The 20,346-nt window shown below is 58.0% G+C and carries 22 protein-coding genes, 7 tRNA genes, 1 rRNA gene and 1 pseudogene; 1 reads left to right on the forward strand and 30 read right to left on the reverse strand.

Annotation, left to right across the window (positions count from 1 at the left end):
* From BN1189_RS02645 to acpS, 23 genes are all read right to left on the reverse strand, one after another.
* A 16S ribosomal RNA gene (locus tag BN1189_RS02645) occupies window positions 1-66 on the reverse strand; the annotation flags it as partial.
* A 272-nt stretch (window positions 67-338) separates the two neighbouring features.
* Window positions 339-412, reverse strand: a tRNA-Gly gene (locus BN1189_RS02650).
* Between the two features lie 5 nt (window positions 413-417).
* Window positions 418-494: transfer RNA gene (locus BN1189_RS02655), tRNA-Arg, on the reverse strand.
* A gap of 18 nt (window positions 495-512) precedes the next feature.
* Window positions 513-600, reverse strand: a tRNA-Leu gene (locus BN1189_RS02660).
* Window positions 601-721: 121 nt separating this feature from the next.
* Window positions 722-797 (reverse strand) — tRNA-Lys (locus BN1189_RS02665).
* Window positions 798-837: 40 nt separating this feature from the next.
* Window positions 838-913: transfer RNA gene (locus BN1189_RS02670), tRNA-Asp, on the reverse strand.
* A gap of 53 nt (window positions 914-966) precedes the next feature.
* Window positions 967-1,038 (reverse strand) — tRNA-Glu (locus BN1189_RS02675).
* Window positions 1,039-1,046: 8 nt separating this feature from the next.
* Window positions 1,047-1,134 (reverse strand) — tRNA-Leu (locus BN1189_RS02680).
* Between the two features lie 152 nt (window positions 1,135-1,286).
* Window positions 1,287-1,739 carry a SprT family protein gene (locus BN1189_RS02685; protein ID WP_040225197.1) on the reverse strand — a complete coding sequence of 151 codons (453 nt, stop codon included), beginning with the start codon at window positions 1,737-1,739 and terminating at the stop codon, window positions 1,287-1,289.
* Complete coding sequence (locus tag BN1189_RS02690; RefSeq protein ID WP_040225199.1) at window positions 1,732-4,194, reverse strand: S1 RNA-binding domain-containing protein; 2,463 nt, start codon at window positions 4,192-4,194, stop codon at window positions 1,732-1,734. The genes BN1189_RS02685 and BN1189_RS02690 overlap by 8 nt, the downstream gene beginning before the upstream one ends.
* Before the next feature lie 89 nt (window positions 4,195-4,283).
* Complete coding sequence (locus BN1189_RS02695) at window positions 4,284-4,883, reverse strand: PP2C family serine/threonine-protein phosphatase (protein WP_040225201.1); 600 nt, start codon at window positions 4,881-4,883, stop codon at window positions 4,284-4,286.
* Window positions 4,883-5,668 carry an RNA polymerase sigma factor SigB gene (gene sigB / locus BN1189_RS02700; protein ID WP_040225203.1) on the reverse strand — a complete coding sequence of 262 codons (786 nt, stop codon included), beginning with the start codon at window positions 5,666-5,668 and terminating at the stop codon, window positions 4,883-4,885. The genes BN1189_RS02695 and sigB overlap by 1 nt, the downstream gene beginning before the upstream one ends.
* Window positions 5,646-6,116, reverse strand: coding sequence for an anti-sigma B factor RsbW (gene rsbW / locus BN1189_RS02705; RefSeq protein WP_040225438.1), 471 nt, complete (start codon window positions 6,114-6,116; stop codon window positions 5,646-5,648). Before rsbW ends, sigB begins: the two co-directional genes overlap by 23 nt.
* On the reverse strand, window positions 6,103-6,453 hold the full coding sequence (locus BN1189_RS02710) for an STAS domain-containing protein (protein WP_040225205.1): 351 nt from the start codon (window positions 6,451-6,453) through the stop codon (window positions 6,103-6,105). Before BN1189_RS02710 ends, rsbW begins: the two co-directional genes overlap by 14 nt.
* A gap of 88 nt (window positions 6,454-6,541) precedes the next feature.
* The gene (locus tag BN1189_RS02715; RefSeq protein WP_040225207.1) at window positions 6,542-7,543 is read right to left on the reverse strand and encodes a PP2C family protein-serine/threonine phosphatase; all 1,002 of its coding nucleotides are present in this window, start codon (window positions 7,541-7,543) and stop codon (window positions 6,542-6,544) included.
* A 15-nt stretch (window positions 7,544-7,558) separates the two neighbouring features.
* Entirely contained in the window at window positions 7,559-7,960 is a 402-nt protein-coding gene (locus BN1189_RS02720) for an anti-sigma regulatory factor (RefSeq protein WP_040225209.1), read from the reverse strand.
* Between the two features lie 2 nt (window positions 7,961-7,962).
* On the reverse strand, window positions 7,963-8,325 hold the full coding sequence (locus BN1189_RS02725; RefSeq protein WP_040225212.1) for an STAS domain-containing protein: 363 nt from the start codon (window positions 8,323-8,325) through the stop codon (window positions 7,963-7,965).
* Window positions 8,325-9,152, reverse strand: coding sequence for an RsbT co-antagonist protein RsbRA (locus tag BN1189_RS02730; RefSeq protein ID WP_040225214.1), 828 nt, complete (start codon window positions 9,150-9,152; stop codon window positions 8,325-8,327). Before BN1189_RS02730 ends, BN1189_RS02725 begins: the two co-directional genes overlap by 1 nt.
* A gap of 379 nt (window positions 9,153-9,531) precedes the next feature.
* Window positions 9,532-9,882, reverse strand: a complete 351-nt coding sequence (locus tag BN1189_RS02735) for a type II toxin-antitoxin system PemK/MazF family toxin (protein WP_040225216.1) — start codon at window positions 9,880-9,882, stop codon at window positions 9,532-9,534.
* Window positions 9,883-9,886: 4 nt separating this feature from the next.
* The gene (locus tag BN1189_RS02740) at window positions 9,887-10,165 is read right to left on the reverse strand and encodes a transcriptional regulator (RefSeq protein ID WP_179860893.1); all 279 of its coding nucleotides are present in this window, start codon (window positions 10,163-10,165) and stop codon (window positions 9,887-9,889) included.
* 154 nt (window positions 10,166-10,319) lie between these two features.
* On the reverse strand, window positions 10,320-11,453 hold the full coding sequence (gene alr, locus BN1189_RS02745) for an alanine racemase (protein ID WP_040225218.1): 1,134 nt from the start codon (window positions 11,451-11,453) through the stop codon (window positions 10,320-10,322).
* 72 nt (window positions 11,454-11,525) lie between these two features.
* On the reverse strand, window positions 11,526-12,659 hold the full coding sequence (locus BN1189_RS02750) for a LolA family protein (RefSeq protein WP_040225219.1): 1,134 nt from the start codon (window positions 12,657-12,659) through the stop codon (window positions 11,526-11,528).
* Between the two features lie 58 nt (window positions 12,660-12,717).
* Complete coding sequence (gene acpS / locus BN1189_RS02755; RefSeq protein ID WP_040225221.1) at window positions 12,718-13,092, reverse strand: holo-ACP synthase; 375 nt, start codon at window positions 13,090-13,092, stop codon at window positions 12,718-12,720.
* Between the two features lie 66 nt (window positions 13,093-13,158).
* Here acpS and BN1189_RS02760 point away from each other — a divergent pair, with 66 nt between their 5' ends.
* Window positions 13,159-13,770 carry a rhomboid family intramembrane serine protease gene (locus BN1189_RS02760; protein WP_040225222.1) on the forward strand — a complete coding sequence of 204 codons (612 nt, stop codon included), beginning with the start codon at window positions 13,159-13,161 and terminating at the stop codon, window positions 13,768-13,770.
* Between the two features lie 218 nt (window positions 13,771-13,988).
* Here the strand turns inward: BN1189_RS02760 and BN1189_RS02765 are convergent, their stop codons facing one another.
* The 7 genes and pseudogenes from BN1189_RS02765 to BN1189_RS02795 all read right to left on the reverse strand — a co-directional run bounded on the left by BN1189_RS02765 (window position 13,989) and on the right by BN1189_RS02795 (window position 20,262).
* The gene (locus BN1189_RS02765) at window positions 13,989-14,459 is read right to left on the reverse strand and encodes a DinB family protein (protein ID WP_040225223.1); all 471 of its coding nucleotides are present in this window, start codon (window positions 14,457-14,459) and stop codon (window positions 13,989-13,991) included.
* A gap of 102 nt (window positions 14,460-14,561) precedes the next feature.
* On the reverse strand, window positions 14,562-14,855 hold the full coding sequence (locus BN1189_RS02770; protein WP_040225225.1) for a hypothetical protein: 294 nt from the start codon (window positions 14,853-14,855) through the stop codon (window positions 14,562-14,564).
* Window positions 14,848-16,398, reverse strand: coding sequence for a PH domain-containing protein (locus BN1189_RS02775; protein WP_052455592.1), 1,551 nt, complete (start codon window positions 16,396-16,398; stop codon window positions 14,848-14,850). The genes BN1189_RS02770 and BN1189_RS02775 overlap by 8 nt, the downstream gene beginning before the upstream one ends.
* Window positions 16,388-16,867, reverse strand: coding sequence for a PH domain-containing protein (locus BN1189_RS02780; protein WP_040225226.1), 480 nt, complete (start codon window positions 16,865-16,867; stop codon window positions 16,388-16,390). Before BN1189_RS02780 ends, BN1189_RS02775 begins: the two co-directional genes overlap by 11 nt.
* Before the next feature lie 103 nt (window positions 16,868-16,970).
* Window positions 16,971-17,654: a YjjG family noncanonical pyrimidine nucleotidase gene (locus tag BN1189_RS02785; RefSeq protein ID WP_040225227.1), complete on the reverse strand. Its 684-nt coding sequence runs from the start codon at window positions 17,652-17,654 to the stop codon at window positions 16,971-16,973.
* 113 nt (window positions 17,655-17,767) lie between these two features.
* Window positions 17,768-18,925: pseudogene (locus tag BN1189_RS02790) on the reverse strand (DEAD/DEAH box helicase); the annotation flags it as partial.
* Window positions 18,817-20,262, reverse strand: a complete 1,446-nt coding sequence (locus tag BN1189_RS02795) for a DEAD/DEAH box helicase (RefSeq protein WP_257125361.1) — start codon at window positions 20,260-20,262, stop codon at window positions 18,817-18,819. The gene BN1189_RS02795 and the pseudogene BN1189_RS02790, both read right to left, overlap by 109 nt.
* Between the last annotated feature and the right edge of the window lie 84 nt (window positions 20,263-20,346).

Raw genomic sequence — 20,346 nt, forward strand, 5'->3', positions numbered from 1 at the left:
CTCGACTTGCATGTATTAGGCACGCCGCCAGCGTTCGTCCTGAGCCAGGATCAAACTCTCCATAAGATCAGCGCGCGATCTGCTTCGCATGCCGTCGTCAGCTTCGCTCGTTCACATCCTCATGTACACGATGTACACTCCGGTGTTCACTCGCTCGCTTCCTCGGCCTGTTCGCATCTCGCACACTGACGAAGAGTATGAGTAAGCTCATACTTTGTTGCTGGCATATCTGCTTGATATGTCCGAATCATGTGTTCCGTTCACCCGACGGGGTCGGGATCCAAGAACGAATTTATCAGCGTTTTGCTGTTCAGTTTTCAAGGTTCAGTTTGTATCAATGGAGCGGGTGAAGGGAATCGAACCCTCATCATCAGCTTGGAAGGCTGAGGTTTTACCACTAAACTACACCCGCGTGAGTGGCGCGCCCGGCAGAAGTCGAATCCACAACCTTCTGATCCGTAGTCAGACGCTCTATCCAATTGAGCTACGGGCGCACATCTTATTAAGATAAATGGTGCGGTAGAGAGGACTTGAACCTCCACGGGATTTAACTCCCACTAGGCCCTCAACCTAGCGCGTCTGCCATTCCGCCACTACCGCGTATTAAAGTGAATCAGGTTTAAAGCTTTTCGTTCTCGCCTCAGCGACAAGATTCATTATACAACCTTGCTCGGTTAAAGTCAACCGCTTTTTTAACTTAATTTCAACCGCTTTTATAAAGTGGTGAGCCATGCAGGGCTCGAACCTGCGACCCTCTGATTAAAAGTCAGATGCTCTACCAACTGAGCTAATGGCTCGCAATCACTTTCCTCGCCTTCAACGGCTTCGGAAAATAAATGGCGGTCCCGACGGGAATCGAACCCGCGATCTCCTGCGTGACAGGCAGGCATGTTAACCGCTACACCACGGGACCTTTATATAAGCCGGGGAGTTCCGGACGACCGGCTGGCCGTCCGTCCCCTGTGATGACCCCTACGGGATTCGAACCCGTGTTACCGCCGTGAAAGGGCGGTGTCTTAACCGCTTGACCAAGGGGCCATATGAGATGGTGCGGTAGAGAGGACTTGAACCTCCACGGGATTTAACTCCCACTAGGCCCTCAACCTAGCGCGTCTGCCATTCCGCCACTACCGCGTGTTTTTGTCGTGTATCTCTTGTCGACTTGTCCTATTATAGGGGGTATCGCAAGACTCGTCAACACTTTCCGCGAAGTTTTTTTAAGAAAATCAAAAACCCTTGTGCCGCAACGGTTTCAGCCGCTCCGCACAAGGGTTTCCATACTGGTCTCAGCTTCTCTTCTCTACGATTTTGCCGTGGCATCTTCCGCAGCGGTAGCGGGACGTGTCCATGCGGATCTTCCGTGTGAACACCGCTCCGCAGTCGGTGCAGCGGTACTCGTGCCGGGTCTTCCGGCTTGCAGGTTCCCGGATCTGCGAGCAATGTCTCGGCGCACCGGTCGCTTCCAGCAGTTCGCGGAAGTCGCGGTCCCGGTGCCGGTAGCCTTTCCCTTCGAGGTGGAGGTGATAATGGCAAAGTTCGTGCTTGATGATGCCGATCACTTCATCAAGGCCATGCTTCCGGTAGGCCTCCGGATTGATCTCGATATCGTGGTCGCTCAGCCGGTAACGGCCTCCGGTCGTCCGGAGACGGGGATTGAAATAGACTTTGTGACGGAATGGCCGTCCGAACGACTCGGCCGAGATCTGCTCGGTGAGTTGCTGGAGTTCCCGGTCATCCACGCTCTCCGCTCTCCCTCTTGTCCATCGTAAGCGAAAGCCGCTTGGATGGCCGGTCGTATTCCTCGACTTGCACCTTCACGCGGTCACCCGGTTTCAGTGCCTTCGTGCTTCCCTTTGCCATTTTGGAATTATGCAAGAGGCCGGGACGCTCCGCACCGACATCGATGAACGCACCGAAATCACGGATATTCTCCACAGTCCCCTCCAGTTCCATGCCCGGCTTCAGGGCGGCGGTTGTCCGGGCGCGGCCTTCCCGTTCAAGCCGGCGCGCTTCCCCTTTGCGGGCTTTCTCTTCCTGATCTTTTTCGGACAGCATCGACAGGGAAATCCGTTCTTTTTTCGGATCGGCCTCTTCCACCCGCACGGTGACGATGTCTCCGGGAGCGACGACATCGAGCGGATGGCGGACGGCTTTCAGGCTGAGCCTGGATTTATGGACGAGCCCGTCCTGACCGACGCCGATATCGACGAACGCTCCGAAGTCGACGACATTCCGGACGGTCCCTTCCATTTTCATGCCGGGCTTCAGGTCCTTGATCGTCAGAACTTCCTTCCTTAGAAGCGGCTGGGGGAATTCATCCCTCGGGTCCCGGTTCGGCCGGATCAAGGTGCTGATGATGTCGCGGACGGTCACTTCTCCCGCTCCGGTCCGCACGGAAACTTCGTCCGGATCCAGCCGGCCGAGAAGATCCGCAGCCCTTTCCGTACCGAGTTCCTCCCTGGCGACGCCGGCCAATGCGAGGATCGACTCCGCCAGTTTGTAGCTCTCCGGGTGTACGCCGGTCATATCAAGCGGATTCTCCGCACCGGGCACCCGCAGGAATCCGACCGCCTGCTCATATGTCTTTGCGCCGAGGCGCGGGATCTTCTTCAGCTGGGTTCTCGAAGTGAAGCGGCCGAGTTCGTCCCTGGCCGCCACGATATTGTCCGCCACCGCCCTCGTCAGTCCGGATACGTGCTGCAGGAGGGAAGGCGATGCGGTATTCACATCAACGCCGACCCGGTTGACCGCCGTCTCAACCACGAAGTCGAGCTGACCGGCCAGATTTTTCTGCGACACGTCGTGCTGGTACTGGCCGACCCCGACTGATTTTGGATCGATCTTCACCAGTTCGGAAAGCGGATCCTGGAGGCGCCTTGCGATCGAGACGGCACTCCGCTGCTCGACCTGGAGGTCCGGGAACTCCCTCCTCGCCTCTTCGGAAGCGGAATAGACACTTGCCCCCGCCTCATTGACGATGACGTACGATGCGGGTGCGTCCGATTCCTTCAGGCAATCCGCGATGAACTGCTCCGTCTCCCGCGAAGCCGTGCCGTTGCCGATCGCAATGACCGCCACCGGATATTTCCGGAGCAGTTCAAGCACCTTTCGTTTTGCCGCCTCCCTTTCCTTCTGCGGCGGATGCGGATAGATGACGCCGAGTTCCAGCATGCGGCCCGCTTCATCGACGACCGCGAGCTTGCAGCCGGTCCGGTAGGCCGGATCGACGCCGAGGACCGTCTTCCCTCTCATCGGCGGCTGGAGGAGAAGGCGCTTCAGGTTCTCCGAGAAGATCCGGATCGCCTGCTCCTCGGCCTGTTCGGTGAGCTCTCCGCGGATCTCCCGTTCAAGCGACGGAAGCAGCAGCCGCTTCCATGCATCGGCCGCCGCTTCGCGGACAGGGCCGGCAAGCGGCGAGGATGGGCGGCGCACGTACTTCTGCTCAAGCGCCGTCACGACCGGCCCTTCCTCCGCCTTGACGGCGACTTTCAGAACGCCTTCCTTCTCCCCGCGGTTGGCGGCGAGCACCCTATGCGGCTTGATCGTCTTCAGCGGTTCCTCATAGTCGTAGTACATTTCGAAAACGCTTTTCGGATCCTCTGCGCCTTTCTTGATCGATGTGACGAACATGCCCGTCCTCCGGATCATCCGCCGGACGGTCTCCCGCACGCCGGCATCATCCGATATGCGCTCGGCGATGATGTCCTTGGCCCCGTCGAGCGCCGTCTGCACATCCGGCACGTCGCGCTCCGGATCCACAAAGAGCCCGGCCGCTTTTTCGGGGGATTGTCCCCCGCCTTCGAGAAGAAGATCCGCGAGCGGCTCGAGCCCTTTCTCCTTCGCGATGCCGGCACGGGTCTTGCGTTTTTTCTGGAACGGCCGGTAGAGATCCTCCACCCGCTGAAGAACGTCGGCGTTCCGGATCGCCTTTTCGAGTTCGGCGTCCAGCTTGCCCTGTTCCCCGATCAGCCGGATGACTTCCTCTTTCCGCTCGTCCAGCCCGACCAGATACCGGTGTGCGTCTTCCACCGCCTTGATCTGCACCTCATCAAGAGAGCCGGTCGCTTCTTTCCGGTACCGGGCGATGAACGGCACCGTCTTCCCTTCTGCGAGAAGAGAGATGACCGCCTTCGCCTGGGCGGTCCGCACGCCTGCCCGCTGCGCCGCGCGTGCGGCCAATTGATCCTGTTCCATCCGCCTCACCCTTTCAAACGTTCAATTCTCGACTTCACTTTAACATAAATTCAGACGGTCCCTTGCCCGAAAATAAAAAAATCGCCCCGTCATGGACGGAGCAGGCTGCCTGCAATATAGGTGGCATCATCACCGTGCTCGATCGTGTCGAGCACTTGTTTATATAGATCGTAAGGGCCTGCGCTCTTCTGCATGAACGCCTTCGGGCTCCGGATGTCGACGCCGTCCGAGTGAAGGATGAACAAGTCGCCGTGACCGTATTCGTATTCCTGCGTCCGGAGCTTCACCGGCCGCCCGGACAGATAGCCCATGACCGGCAGCGGATAGATCATCTTGCCGTCCGATTGCCGGTACAGGTAAAACCGGACATTCCCGACGCAACTGTACTGGATGGTCGAAGATTTGAAATCCGCCTTGATGATGGCCACGGCCGCCCCTCGTTTCTGGTGCATATGCATATTGCACCGGTTGAGCAGCTGGTCGATGGATTCATCGTGGTGGGCGGCCAGGATCTCCGGCACGATCGCCGCTGATTCCCTGGCGACCGGACCGTTGCCGAGCCCGTCTGCAATGGCGCACAGGAAGTAATCATCGTTGACGAAAGTATAATACATGTCTCCTGATTCGTGGTTGCCCTGCTTGGCCTCCTCGTAAATATAGGCCTCGACACGATCATCCTTTACGGTCATCAAGTCGTATCACCGCCTGCAGCCGCAATCGCTTCCTGGAGTTTCTTGATGGCTTTGCGCTGGAGACGCGAAACGTGCATCTGCGAAATGCCGAGCCGCTCCCCCGCTTCCTTCTGGCTTAACTGTTCGATATATGTATACTGGATGATCTGCTTTTCCCGCTCGGAAAGGACTTGCAGCGCATCTGCGACGATCATGCGCTGGTCCGTCATTTCATAGCCGTCATCCATGCCTCCGATAATATCGAACAGTGTGACCGTGCTGCCGTCCGAATCCGCTTCGAGCGAATGGTCCATCGACAGCGCCTGATAGCTTCGTCCCATTTCCATCGCTTCCAGTACATCATCTTCGCCGACTTCGAGATGGTCTGCGATCTCCTGGACTTTCGGGGAGCGTTGCAGTTCGTTCGTCAGTTCCTCGACCGCGGCCTTGATCTTCGGGCCCAGTTCCTTGATGCGACGGGGAACATGGACCGCCCATGTCTTGTCGCGGAGGAACCGTTTGATCTCTCCGATGATGGTCGGAACGGCGAACGCCTCGAACGAGCGGCCGTACTCGGGATCATAGCGCCGGATCGCGCCGAGAAGGCCGAGCATGCCGACCTGGACGATGTCTTCATGATAGGACTTCCCGTTTGAATATTTCCGGGCGAGCGACTGGACGAGCCGTTCATAATGGAGCACCAGATTCGTCTGGGCCTCGTCATCTCCGCTCTCCTGGTAAGCCTTGATCCAGTCAAGCACCTTTTCTTTTGAACCGGAATCAGGAGGAGACTGTTTCGACATCCTTTTCCACCTGCTCTCCGCCAAGATATTTGGTCATGAAGACGGTGACGCCTTCGTCGTGGTGGATTTTGATCTCGTCCATCAAGGTCTCGATCAGGTACAGGCCGAGTCCCCCTTCCCGGAGGAACGTGCCCTCTTCATGATCATGATAAGGACCGACGCTTTTCTTCGTCTCTTCAAAATTGAAGCTCTGCCCATGGTCGGCAACCATGATTTCGATCTTATCCCCATAGAGTGCACATCCAACGACGACCTCGCCCTCTTCCCCGTCCTTGTAGGCGTGCTGGACGGCATTCGTGATCGCCTCGCTCGAAGCGATCTTCATGTCTTCGATATCATCGTAAGTGAAGCCGAGCCGGCTTGCCAGGCCGGAGATCGTCAGGCGGGCAACCCCTACGTACTGGGGTTTCGCCGGGACCCGGAGCTCCACATAATCATACGGTTGCATCATCTGACCCACCTTCATTATCTTTCTGTGTTTCGATATCCATGACTTCGTTCAATCCCGTGATATCGAACAGCCGCTTCAGGCGCTGAGACAGGCCGGTGATCTTCACATGGCCGCCGTTTTCCTTCACCTGTTTGAAGAAGCCGACGAAAACGCCGAGCCCCGTGCTGTCCATATATTCCACGTCCGACAGATCGATCTCCGCACGGAGCCCCGCCTGGCCGGTATATTCCGCCAGTTTCTCGCGGAGTTCGGGTGCCGTGAATGCATCGATCTCTCCGACAACTTTAAAGTGCTGAACACTGTTCTCTTCGCGCAAATCGACTTGTAGATTCATTTCCACACCTCGTTGTAAGTAGTCTCTTTAAATAAATACATCGCAACATAAGAGATATACCCGCCTTTCGGCCCACTAAACATTGCGCTTATTTTTTCTTCAGGATCACCAGGGAAAAATCATCCTGGAGCCGGAAGCCCTGCATCCGGTCGAGCTCGGAAAAGACATGCTCGGCCATTTCCTGCGCGGGCTTGTCTTTCACACTGCCGATGAGATCGAGAATCGTCTCCTTTTCGACGAAGCCCTCGGGTGTCCGGGCTTCCGTCACACCGTCGGTCATGATGGCGATGAAATCGCCGTCTTCGATCCGGACGGACCCTTCCTCATATTCGGCATCCGCCGAAACGCCGAGGAGCAGCCCCTTCGCATCCAGCTCGAAGAAGGCATCCTCCGAAGCCCTATACAGCAGAGCCGGCTCGTGACCTGCGGATGCATATGAGAACAGTGACTGCTCCGCGTTGTAGTTGCCGTAGAACATCGTGACGAACATCGAATCATTGACGCTTTTTTCGACGATCCGGTTGATGACGGACAGGACGCCGGATGGCCCGTTGTCGCTCTGCTGCAGGCTGTCCATGCCGAATTTGACCATGGACATGCAAAGGGCTGCAGGAATGCCCTTGCCCATCACGTCTGCAACGGCCACGCCCGCCTCGTCCACTTCATTGCTGACAAAGTAGATATAGTCGCCGCTCATCGTCCGGGAAGGGACGGTGACGTAGCCGATGTCCAGCCCCTCGATCGACGGGATCTTCGTTTTCAGCAAGGTCTCCTGCACATTGGAGGCGAGTTCCATCTCCACCTGCATCTCTTCCTGCTTCTTGACGAGGCTCTGGTGTTCTTTCAGGGCGAGGCCATAGCGAATCATCATCTCGATCAGAAAATCAAACGAGTGCCATACTTTGGAAGGGAGACCTGGGAGCACTTCCTTCAATGCCGTCTTATGTATGCTGATGACTTCTTCGGGAGAGATGTCTTTTTCGATGAGTCCCCTGCTGAACGTTTCCCCGAGGTAGAGGTTCTGCTCGGATTGGTTCTCGATATATTGCCTCAAAATATCTTTGTACTCTCGCTCCATATCCCGGGGCATTTGACGTTACTCCTCCTATCTGAGCCACTTGACCGCAGTGATCGTCGTGCCTTTCTCTTTTTCCGTATCGATCCTGAAATCGTCCATCAGCCGCTTGACGCCGGGCATGCCCGCGCCGAGTCCCCCGGAAGTCGAGTAGCCGTCCTCCATGACTTTTCGGACATCCGGAATGCCGGGCCCGTCATCGGAAGCGATGATGGCGATTCCGAAAGTGCCTTTTTCATTGAGCCGTTCGATTTCGATTTTTCCTGTGCCTGCGTACAGATAAATATTCCTTGCCAATTCACTGATTGCCGTCGTGATGCGGGCCTGGTCGACGGTCCCGAAGCCGATTTTCTTCGCTTCGTTCCGGCCCAGCTGCCGCGCTGCGACAATGTCCCATTCTGTGTGGATATCCACTGAAGACCGGTAAGCCATCGTCAGGCCTCCAATTCTTGTTGAAGTTTGTCCATTCCGTTCTCAAGGTCAAGCGCCGTCATGACATTTTCAAGACGGATGCCGAGCTCGATGAGTGTAATGGCGACCGCCGGCTGAATGCCGGTGATGACGACTCTCGCGCCCATGAGTCCGGACATGCTGATAACGTCCCCGAGCACCTTTGCGATAAAAGAGTCGATAAAGTCGATCGGCGTCAGGTCGATGACGACCCCTTTTGCCGAAGTATCATGCATCTTTTTCAGCAGATCTTCCTGGAACTGGAGGGCGGTCTGATCATCGAGCTCCCACTGGATCGAAACGATCAGGACGTCATTCAGTTTGAGTATCGGTATCCGCATATTCATTACTCGTCCACCTCCACGATTTTTCTGTTCGTCAGTGCCAGGGCCTCCTGCATGCCGCGCTGAAGCGTGCTGGTCGTCGTGAATTCATTGAGATCGATGCCGAGTGCAACAATCGTCTGGGCGATTTCCGGCCGGATGCCGACAAGCATGCAGCGCGCCCCGACGAGCCGGACCGCATCCGCGGCCTGGATGATGTGATGGGCGACCATCGTGTCGACGACCGGAACGCCCGTGATGTCCAGCAGCACGACCTCGGACCGGTGCCGGACGACCCCTTCCAGCAGATTTTCCATGATGAGCTTCGCCCGTTCGGTGTCGATCGTGCCGACGAGCGGCATGACACTCACTTTGTCGACGACCGGAATGAGCGACGCCGACAGTTCCTGCAGGGCGATCTTCTGGAGGGAAATCGTCCGTTCCCAAGTGCTCGAATAGGCCTCGACAACCTCCTCCCGCAACGGGCGGATCCACCCGTTCAGGACCTCGAAATATTCGGCGACGTTGCCGTCATTGATGACCTCCGCTTCCCAAAGCATTTGGTATACGGTGTCAGAGAAGTTTTCGATCGCCTTCATGACGAGCGTGATCGACCAGCCGAGCCGGACGATCCGCTCGGAGAATTCATGCAGCTTCGTTTCGTATTTCTGCCCGTCCTCGGTCAGATTGGAGACGATGAGGCCTGCAAATTCACGGCTTGTCCGTTCGACCACTTCTTCCGGCATGATCTGGAAAAACCGGTCACCGTGATCGTCCTTCATCCGTTGTTTCCACCGTTCAATGATTTCGTCGAGATGTGTTTCGACAAACTCTGGCACTTTTCTCTGCATGGGCTCGAGAGCCTCCTTCTCTGATAATAAACAGTAAATAAAAAGTCTATTACTCCTATTGTATCGAAAAACAGATGGAAGCACACGCGATAAGTGCACTCTAAGGCGGAGCGGGCCGGTCAGCCCCGACAGGCATAAGTCCGGTGCGCAGCGAAGCCTGCTTCGCGGAGCGGCGGAACTTATGACCCCGAGGGGCTGGCCCGCGCAGCCGGATGACTCTAAGGCGGAGGGCGTCGGTCAGGGGCGACAAGCATAAGACGGGCTGCGGCGTGAAGCCCGCTTCTTATACTGTGCAGTCCCCGCTCAATTTATCAACTCCTTGCAGAATGAAGAAAATGCCGCCGGCTGAAAAGCCGGACGGCATCCTGTTTATGTATGCTCAAAGTTTCACCAGGCCGAGACTCACTTCCAGCGCCTGTTCCACCTGCGCCATCAGCTCGTCGTCCAAATGCGTGATTTTGTCGGTGAGGCGGGATTTGTCGATCGTCCGCACTTGCTCAAGCAAGATGACGGAATCCCGGTCAAAGCCGTGCTTCTCCGCATCGATCTCCACATGGGTCGGCAGTTTCGCCTTCTGTATCTGCGCCGTAATGGCTGCGATGATCACCGTCGGGCTGAACCGGTTGCCGATGTCGTTCTGAATGACCAGGACGGGCCTTGTGCCGCCCTGTTCAGAACCGACCACCGGTGACAAGTCTGCAAAGAATACGTCCCCGCGTTTTATGGCCAAAGTTTCATCCTCCGCTTACGAGTCGCTCCAATGTGTGCTCCGCTTCGTATTCCGCGTACAAACATTCGGTTGCAATGGAAAGATTGATATGCGACATCTCCACGTAGCCCTTCATCATGGCTTCCCGTATTAGATTTGATTGATCGTCTTCCGTGCGGCGGGTTGTCGAAAGATAAACAAACCCGTCGCTGTCCGCCTTGACTTCCGCGGCGGTCTCAGCAATCCCGCGGAGCATCTGCCCCGGAATCTTCACGATGACTTCCTCATGATCTCTATTTCTCACAGCAAACACCTCCGACGCAGCCGTCCCTTTGTATGTGTCCTGTCCATCATACCATCGGACAGGCACATTGAAAAGACACGAAGGGAACCATTTTGACAAAGTTCCCCCGAAAAGGACGGGACCGTGTCGGAATCTGTCGGAATGCCGTTGTTTGTTATCTTTCCCAATCGCGATCGCGATAAACCCTCGGAATCCGTTTTGACAGGGTGACGAGGACTTCATACGGAATCGTCCCGAGCCGGCGGGCCCATTCATCCGCCGTGATTTCCTCATGTCCCTGGCGGCCGATGAGCACGGCCGGCTCTCCCGGCTCCATCGCGCGGGGCAGCCGGACCATGCATTGGTCCATGCAGATCCGGCCGACGATCGGCACCCGCTCCCCGCCGATGAGAACGTCCTGCCCGCCGAGTCCGCGCAGCAGACCATCCGCATAGCCGATCGGGAGCGTCCCGATCCACTCGTCGTCGGTCGCCGTGTACGTCGCCCCGTAGCTGACCGTGTCGCCGCGGCGGATCTTTTTCACGTGGGTGAGCCGGCTCTCGAGCATGAGTGCCGGTTTCAGCGCGAACGGCATGTTGCGGCCGACATGTTCCGAAGCCGGAACCCCGTACATGGAAATGCCGAGCCGGACCGCATCGAACCGGCAATCCGGATGCATATAGGAAGCCGCGCTGTTCGCCGCGTGCACGAGGCGCGGCCGCTCCGGCAGCATTCCGACCATACCCGCGAACCTTTCCTTCTGCCGCATCTGAAGCCCGGTTTCCGCTTCGTCCGCAGCCGCAAAATGGGTGAACACCCCGTCCATGACGAAGCCCGCTTTCCGGGCGGTGCGCCATGCGCCGAGCAGCTCCTCCTGTGAGCGCACGCCGATCCGGCCCATGCCGGTATCGACTTTCAAGTGCACCTTGAGCGGCGCGGACAGATCTTGCCCAAGCCCGGCCGCCGCTTCCATCCAGCGCAACGAGTCCGCCGTCAGGATGATGTTCCGCTCCGCCGCCACTTTCACGAACGCAAGGGGGGCGGCGCCAAGAAGCAGGATCTCCGCTTCCAGGCCCGCCTCCCTCAGCTCCACCGCTTCTTCCGGCGTGGCGACCGCCAGCATCGTTGCACCTGCACCGAGCGCCGCCTCCGCCGTCCGGACAGCTCCGTGTCCGTAGCCGTCCGCCTTCACGACTGCAATCAGTTCCGTCTCCGGACCGATCCAGTCTTTCGTCTTCCGCACGTTATGCCGGACGGCCTCCAGGTCGATCACCGCCCGGGTCGGCCGTCCCCACTCCATTTGTTCCATGTGGCACCGCTCTCCTCCCGTTGTCGGTTCCATTATCCGCCTGCCGGGAGAATGGCGTCAATATGCGGTTCCTTATTTTTGCTCGGACTGGATGAGCGAAGTGGCGACTTCCACCATCTCCTCACGCGTCAGGCCGTTCGAAGCGAGGAAATACGAGACGCCGGCCTGTTCCCAGCTGACCGAGTTGTCGGTGATCGCGCCGATCGTGAACCCGAGATCTGCCGGATCGCCTTCGGCAAACACCGGCACGACCGTCTCGGCCGGAGCCGCCGCCTTTTCCTGGACGAGGATGAATTCCTTCTCGCCTCCGAACGTCAGATAAACGCGCTTGTCGTCTCCCTTGCCGACGACTTCCTCTTCAAGCAGGTCGACGCCTTCCCATTTGAGAACCGGATAGGATGTCCGGAATTCCTCTCCGTCCATTTCGGCGCCGGCCTCTTCATCTCCTTCTTCATCCGCGGATTCCTCGGTCGACGATTCTCCGTCTTTCTCTTCGCCGGATTCTTCGTCTTCCGCTTCTTCGCCGTCGTCATCCGCTGCGGCTGCGCCCGCATCCTTACCCGGCTTTTCTTTCGGCGGAGCCGCGTGCTTTTCCGCCGCATAGTCTGCCGCATCCCGCTCCGTGCCGAGCGATATTTTCTTGAAGCTGATCTTGATCTGCTCTTCCTTGTTTTCATCAAGCACCGATACTTTCACCGGCAGGAGCGACTTCTTGTCGATGTGGATGCGCTGGTACGGCAGCATCTTCCGGTGGTTGTTCCGTGTGGCCGTCTCAAACACATACTCCTTCTCTTCTTCCTTCATCGTCGCCTTTTTGTCGGCCCGGATATCTTCCGCAAGCGCGCCGATGAGATAAGCCTGGCTGTTCTTCTCCGGCCAGTCGCTCTGGAATTTGTACGTCTTGCCGACCGCCGGCGTGACGACAAACACTCCCTCTTTGTTGCGGAGGATCATCTGGGCCTCTTCCGATCCGTCCTGCGTGACGCTCACCCGGTAGTAGTCCGGCTTTGTGTGCCACACTTCCACGTCGTACAGACGCGGCTCCTGGCCTGTCCGGATTTCCATGACCGCCGTGAGTTCGTATCCTTTTGCATCCGTCCATTTGCCGCTCAGCTTTTTCATGACGTCTTCCTTCGACTGTGCGCCGCACGCCGATACGAGCAATGCGAGCACGATGAGCATCCCCGCCAATATCCGGCTCCGCAAATCCTTCACCCTTTCTCATTTCGCTCCTGTGGAACATCCTATGAGAAAAGGGTCCGGTTTATTCGGACAGGACCGGCGGCGGTGAGCACAGGATCACCTGCGCCGCCGCATAAGCTTTCGTATGGGTGATCGAGACGAAACCGTCCGCCGGCTCCCCTTTGAAATGAAGCACCGGCCGCCCCGCCGCATCCGGCAGAACCGAAATGTCGGTGAACGCGCACCTTGCGCCGATTCCCGTGCCGGCCGCCTTCGCGAACGCCTCCTTCGCCGAGAACCGCCCGGCGAGGAACTCCGTCCGCCTTTCTTCATTTAATGAATGATAGCGGTCCAGCTCCGGTTTCGTCAGGATCCGCTCCCGGAAACGGCCGCTCCGCCCGTCCAGCCGGCGGATGCGCTCCATTTCCACAATGTCCAGCCCGATTCCCGTGATCATCCGGTCTTCCTCCTTTCTGAGCCGCGCCAAACGCGGTATACTGGTTTTATATATTGAGGTGAAAAAATGTTTATCAGAAGAGAAAGCTTTTCCGAATACATCCGGTCCTACCCGGTCGTGTCCGCGCTGATCGCGATCAACCTGATCGTCTTCATCATCACGCTCATCCCCGGCATCGGCGATCTCGTCATGTATATGGGCATGGGCATCAACAGCCAGATCGCGGCCGGCGACTGGTGGCGCTTCATCACGCCGATGTTCCTGCACGCGGGCTTCATGCATGTGCTGTTCAACATGTTCGCCCTCTTCCTGTTCGGCCCGGAACTCGAGCGGCTTGCCGGAAAGGTCCGCTTCCTGAACCTGTTCTTCCTCGCCGGCCTGTTCGGCAACGTCGCGTCCTACTTCCTGCATGACGGATCCTACGCCTACGTCGGGGCGAGCGGCGCCATCTACGGCATCTTCGGCGCATTCGGCGCACTCGTCTATTATACGAAAAACGCCTTCCCGCAGCTGCGCGGGATCATCATGCCGATCATCATCATCTCCATCATCATGACGTTCCTGACGCCGAACATCAACATCACCGCCCACATCACCGGCCTCATCGTCGGCTTTATCGTGGGCCTCAGCTACTTCAACCCGAAACGCATCACCAGCTGGCGGAAAACCCGCCGCTGAATGAGACCGTCCCGCCGCTGCGGGACGGTTTTTTGCGGGGACGGGGGCGAGTGAGGAGAGTTTCGGGTTGAGTGAGGAGAGTTGGCGTCCGAGTGAGGAGAGTTTGGCCGCGAGTGAGGAGAGTCGGGTTCAAAGAGGGCAGCCGAATGCGAGTGACGCAAGTTGGCCTCCGAGTGACGCAAGTTCGGCCTCGAGTGACGCAAGTTTCCCGGCCCTGCTTACCCATCGATTGAATTCAGGATCCGCTTGATTGTCTCCAGATGCAGCGCTTCGTGATAAAGAGAAAATAACAGCGTTTCACACGCAGTCCGAAACGTGACGCCCATCCGATTGGTGAACGGCTCCGGCAACGATTCATCCAGCCTTCCCCTCCGGCTTTCCGGGATTTGCTCCGGCTGCCCGAGAAGGACCGCCCGGATTTCCTCCATGCCCGGAGGGTCGCCCGCCCAGCCGGCCGGACTCGTCCCGGCGGCAAAGCATTCCCTGAATGCAGCCGGAAGACCCGCGTCCTCCCCCATCACCTCATACACGAGCCGGCCCTGAATGAAAGCAATATGACCGAAGTTCCAGCGGATGCTGTTGTTGAAGCCGGGCGGCACCCGGTCCACCAGCGATCCCGGAACGGATTCCAGTTTCTTCAATGTCAGGCCGCGCACAGTCTCCATATGCCGGAATATCAAATCCTCCATCCCGATCCTGCCCCTTTCTCGTGACCAATAAAGGCCTCCCGGTCTCCCGGAAGGCCCGATTCCTGTTTTGTTTCTCCCCTGCAGCCGAAAATTCCTGCCCGATCAATAAGGCTGGATCCAGCCGAAGTCCTGCATGTACAGACATACGGAAAACAGGACGAGCACCGCCGTCAATAAAACCGGCGTCCGCATCACCCATGCCGATAGCCGTTTCCTGAACACGACGGCCAGTCCGCCGAGCAGGGCAAAGAGGATCAGCTCCGGGAACGCGAGGAACACCGTCACATCCCCCATCAGAACGAACACTTCCAGCAGGACGGCGTAACCGGCAAGCCGAAGTTGATCGGCGTGGAGCCGAATCCGCAGCAGCAACTCTCTCCATCCGCCTTTATTCATGGGCGGCTCCCCCGTTCTCCGGGACCGCTTCCCGGCCCTTCCGGTGTTGCGGGTCATACCAGTCCATCAGGCGCTCCGCATCCGCGCGGTCGATATGCCGGACAGGTGCGACCGAGGCACCCGTCCCCGACTTGAACGAAACATTCACGGTGGCGACGTCTTTCCGTTTCTGGAAAACGGTCTGGCGCTCTTCCATCGACTGAACCCGCCTGCGGAACACGTAGACGGTGTGAAGAACAAAATCGCGCCAGCGCACCGTCAGCTGCCTGCCGGAAATCGCCCAGCCGGCCGAACGGTGCTGCCACATTCCGAGCAGAATCGCGGCCGGCACGAGCAGGAGCGACAGCAGGCCGTACGGGAACAGGAACCAGGAGGCCAGGCCGATGACCGGGACCATCCAGAAGAAATCAATCCGGTAAAAATACGGCCGGGACCGCTCCGGCGTCTTGGCGAGCTCCGCATCGAGCTCAAGTTCAGGGAACAGTTCGCCGAGCAGCGCATGCACGCTCTCTTGCTTCACGAGCGGGAACAGGCTGATGACCGCACCGGATTCTTCCCCGCCGCCCGCGCTGTGCACTTTGACGGAGCGGTAGCCGAACAGTTTCTGGAATGGGTTCTCGCTCACCCGCACCGCCTGGATCCGCTTGAGCGGGACGGTCATGCGTTTTTTCTCGAGCAGCCCGCGGGAAATGAACAGATCGTCGCCGTCGAATGCGACCTGGAACCCGTAGAACGACAGGAATGTCCAGACGACCGAAATCACCCAGCCGACGAGCATTACCGCCAGCACAACGAGCGCAACGAGGAACACGCCGAACTTCACGAACGCGGCCAGCTCATCAAAGATCAGCTCATACGGCAGGATATCCGAGAACTGCGACAGCAACACCGCCATCCCGGAAAAGATCAGCCCGATCCGGCCCGAGATCGCGGACAGGAACACGATATCCCGGTTCCCCATCCGGAAGACGGTCCGCGCCGGCGCTTCTTCTTCAGCCGGAAGTTCCGGCATCGCGGCTCTCTCTTCCGTCCCGGCGGGGGCATCCCCGTCCGCCGGCATCCGTTTCATCCGTTTCGCTTCGGCGATTTCCAGGCTCACCCGGTCCGCTTCCGCCCGGGTGACCGCCGTCAGCTCCGCCTCCGCCTGGTCCTTCCCGGAACCGCCCGCCGTCTCGACCTTCACCTTTACGAGGCCGAACGGCCGGTGGAAAATGCCCTCGGTGTAATCCAGGCTCTGGATCCGCTCAAACGGAATGTACCGCTTCTTCTTTACAAACAAACCATGCTCGATCCGCAGTTCGCCGTCCTCGAACCAATAGACGAACCGCTTCCACTTGACCAGCCCCGCCACCGCGGTGAAGACGATGAACAGGCCGAAGATGAAAATCGAAATGTTATCGAGCCAGAAGTTCCCCGTTTTCTCGCGGCCGAGCCCGTTGGCGACAACAATGACGAGCAGCGGGAGGATCGCTTCCTTCAGCGTCTTCACGAGCTCGATGACGGCGGTGATCGGGTGCAGTCGGTGGCGCTCCTCAGACATCATCTTCCGCCACCCTCGCCAGCCCGGAAATCCGGTTCCTCAGATCATCGGCCTCCTCCATCTGGAGCGCCGGAATCTCATGGGTCGTCGCCGCCGTCGACACCGTGATCCCTGCAAGCCCGTACTTCCGCAGAATCGGCCCCTGGCTCGTATCCACATGCTGCACCCGCACCATCGGAACAAGTGTCCTCTTCACGATAAACAGGCCGTGCTGCAACTCAATCTCCGTCTCCCGCACCTCATAGCGCCAGCGCTGCCAGCGGATCTTCGGAAACAGCCCGATCAGCAAATATCCCATCAAGACCGGGACAGCTGCCGAAACGATATAAATCCAGACAGGCCCGTCAAATATGTATGCCAGCACACTCGCCGCTATCGCCGGAACGAGGACCATCAGCGTATAAAAGACCCCGTGGATCCTCCACACCGTCAGCCCCTTCCCGGAAATCCGGTTGGCCGGTTCTCTTCTCATCCCGCTCACCCCTTCTTCTCTCTTCCTATTGTATACGGAACGGGAGGGGAAGGGTTTCAAACTTGATACTTCAATTTCAGGAGCTATAGAACAGGTCTGCCCTTCATTCCAGCAGGCTGATCAGATCGGTCAGCCTGCGGATCTCATATGTCGGCTGAACTCCTGAATGGTTTTCCTTGGCGTCCGGATTGAACCAGCATGTGTCGATTCCATAATTGATCCCGCCCTGGATATCAGAAGTCAAAGAATCCCCCACCATCAGAACCTTTGTTTTATCTGTAATCTGCAGCTTGGAGAACGCATAATCGAAAATGCCCCTTTCAGGCTTTTGACATCCCGCCTCTTCGGAAGTGATGATCTGTTCAAATGTATTACAGAGGGGCGAACCCCCGATCCTCGACTTCTGCACATCATTGAAGCCGTTCGTAATGACGGCCATCCGGCAGCCGGCAAGATGCTCACATATCTCCACGGCCCCGTCGACAAGAGATATTTCCTTGCCCAAATACCCAAGATAACGGGCATTGAACAAGTCCGCCTCAATCTCCAGTTGTTGAGCAAGGAACAGCCTCCTGAATCTTTCCGCACCCAGTTCCGGCAATGAAGTAAGCCCCTGCTCGAGATCTCTCCACAGTTCTTTGCTGATCTCTTTGTATTGGTCTGCATAATCCGCAGCGCCCGTCGGCAAGCCAAATTCATCAAATGCCAGTTGCAGCGCACTTTTCTCCGACTTGCCGAAGTCAAACAGAGTATCATCCACATCAAATAAAATCATTTCGTATTTCATGGCTGCCTCCATTACACATATTCAAAAAACACACTCTCTCAGGCTACCATTGAGCAGCATGAAAAAGAACCCGGAACGCCTCTTTGGCATTCCGGGTTCTGCTCATTCATTTCTTATCGGTTGCGGGAACGGTTGCCGCTGCCGCTCGGGCGGCGTCCGTCGCGTCGGCGGTTGCTGTCGCGGTTGTAGCCGCCGCTGCGATTGCCGCCGCTGCGTCCTTTATAGTTGCCGCCCCGGCCGCCGCCGCGATTGCCGCCGCGGTACGGAAGCGGTTTTTCTTCAGTGATTTTCACCGGTGTGTCGTCCGGCTCGCGCGTCAGCGATTTGAGCGCTGCTGCGACGAGATCGACGGCTTCGTTGTCCTGCAGCATTTCTTCTGCGAGGATCCGGTAGTCGTTGAGTTCGTTCTTCTCGACGAGTTCTTTGAGATGAGCGACCGCAAGCTTCTGCTGGCCGGCGAGCGCTTCGTCCTCGGATGGCGGACGGAGCGGAGTCATCTGCTTTTTCGTCGTTTCTTCGACAATGCGGAGATACGGCATTTCACGCGGTGTCACGAATGTGACGGCGATGCCGCTCTTGCCGGCGCGTCCCGTCCGGCCGATGCGGTGGACGTAGCTTTCCGGATCTTGCGGAATGTCGAAGTTGTAGACGTGCGTGACACCGGAGATGTCGAGTCCGCGTGCAGCCACATCGGTGGCGACGAGGATGTCGATCTTGTTCTCCTTGAACTGGCGCAGGACGGACAGACGCTTTGCCTGTGTCAGGTCGCCGTGGATGCCTTCCGCGAGGTAGCCGCGGAGGTTCAGTGCCTGGGCGACTTCATCGACGCGGCGCTTCGTGCGGCCGAAGATGATGGCGAGCTCAGGACGCTGGACGTTCAGGAGGCGCGTCAGGATGTCGAATTTCTCGCGTTCCTGGGACTTGACGAAGTACTGATCGATGTTTTCAACGGTCATTTCCTTCGCTTTGATGCGCACTTCCTGCGGGTTTTTCATGTAGTTGTCCGCGATTCTCCGGATCGGTCCCGGCATCGTTGCGGAGAACAGGAGCGTCTGGCGCTCGGACGGCACGTTCTCGAGGATCGAGTTGATGTCTTCGATGAAGCCCATGTTCAGCATCTCATCCGCTTCGTCGAGGACGAGCGTATGGACGCCGCCGAGTTTCATCGTGCCGCGGTTGATGTGGTCGAGGATCCGGCCAGGCGTGCCGACGACGATCTGCGGGCGGCTGCGGAGGGCGCGGATCTGACGGCCGATTTCCTGTCCGCCGTAGACGGAGAGGATGCGGGCACGCTTGCCGTAGCCGATGCGGTAGATCTCTTCGGATACCTGGANTCGCGCGTCAGCGATTTGAGCGCTGCTGCGACGAGATCGACGGCTTCGTTGTCCTGCAGCATTTCTTCTGCGAGGATCCGGTAGTCGTTGAGTTCGTTCTTCTCGACGAGTTCTTTGAGATGAGCGACCGCAAGCTTCTGCTGGCCGGCGAGCGCTTCGTCCTCGGATGGCGGACGGAGCGGAGTCATCTGCTTTTTCGTCGTTTCTTCGACAATGCGGAGATACGGCATTTCACGCGGTGTCACGAATGTGACGGCGATGCCGCTCTTGCCGGCGCGTCCCGTCCGGCCGATGCGGTGGACGTAGCTTTCCGGATCTTGCGGAATGTCGAAGTTGTAGACGTGCGTGACACCGGAGATGTCGAGTCCGCGTGCAGCCACATCGGTGGCGACGAGGATGTCGATCTTGTTCTCCTTGAACTGGCGCAGGACGGACAGACGCTTTGCCTGTGTCAGGTCGCCGTGGATGCCTTCCGCGAGGTAGCCGCGGAGGTTCAGTGCCTGGGCGACTTCATCGACGCGGCGCTTCGTGCGGCCGAAGATGATGGCGAGCTCAGGACGCTGGACGTTCAGGAGGCGCGTCAGGATGTCGAATTTCTCGCGTTCCTGGGACTTGACGAAGTACTGATCGATGTTTTCAACGGTCATTTCCTTCGCTTTGATGCGCACTTCCTGCGGGTTTTTCATGTAGTTGTCCGCGATTCTCCGGATCGGTCCCGGCATCGTTGCGGAGAACAGGAGCGTCTGGCGCTCGGACGGCACGTTCTCGAGGATCGAGTTGATGTCTTCGATGAAGCCCATGTTCAGCATCTCATCCGCTTCGTCGAGGACGAGCGTATGGACGCCGCCGAGTTTCATCGTGCCGCGGTTGATGTGGTCGAGGATCCGGCCAGGCGTGCCGACGACGATCTGCGGGCGGCTGCGGAGGGCGCGGATCTGACGGCCGATTTCCTGTCCGCCGTAGACGGAGAGGATGCGGGCACGCTTGCCGTAGCCGATGCGGTAGATCTCTTCGGATACCTGGATGGCGAGTTCGCGTGTCGGCGCGATGATGAGGGCCTGGATGTCCGGATTGGAAGTGTCAATCTTCTCGATGATCGGCACGCCGAATGCGGTCGTCTTCCCTGTACCCGTCTGTGCCTGGCCGATGACGTCCTTGCCGGCCTGCGCGAGCGGAATCGTCTCTTCCTGGATCGGTGTTGCTTCTTCAAAGCCCATCCGCTCGAGTGAGAGCTGGGTTGTGTCGCTGATGTTCAGTTCGGAAAACTTTGTCAAATTAGGTCAATCTCCTTATCCTTCATGTGATGATTGGATCCATTTTCAAATGAAGTCCGGCATTCCTGAGCCGTGATCGGAGTT

It is taken from the genome of Bhargavaea cecembensis (genome assembly GCF_000826125.2).
Lineage (GTDB): Bacteria > Bacillota > Bacilli > Bacillales_A > Planococcaceae > Bhargavaea > Bhargavaea cecembensis_B.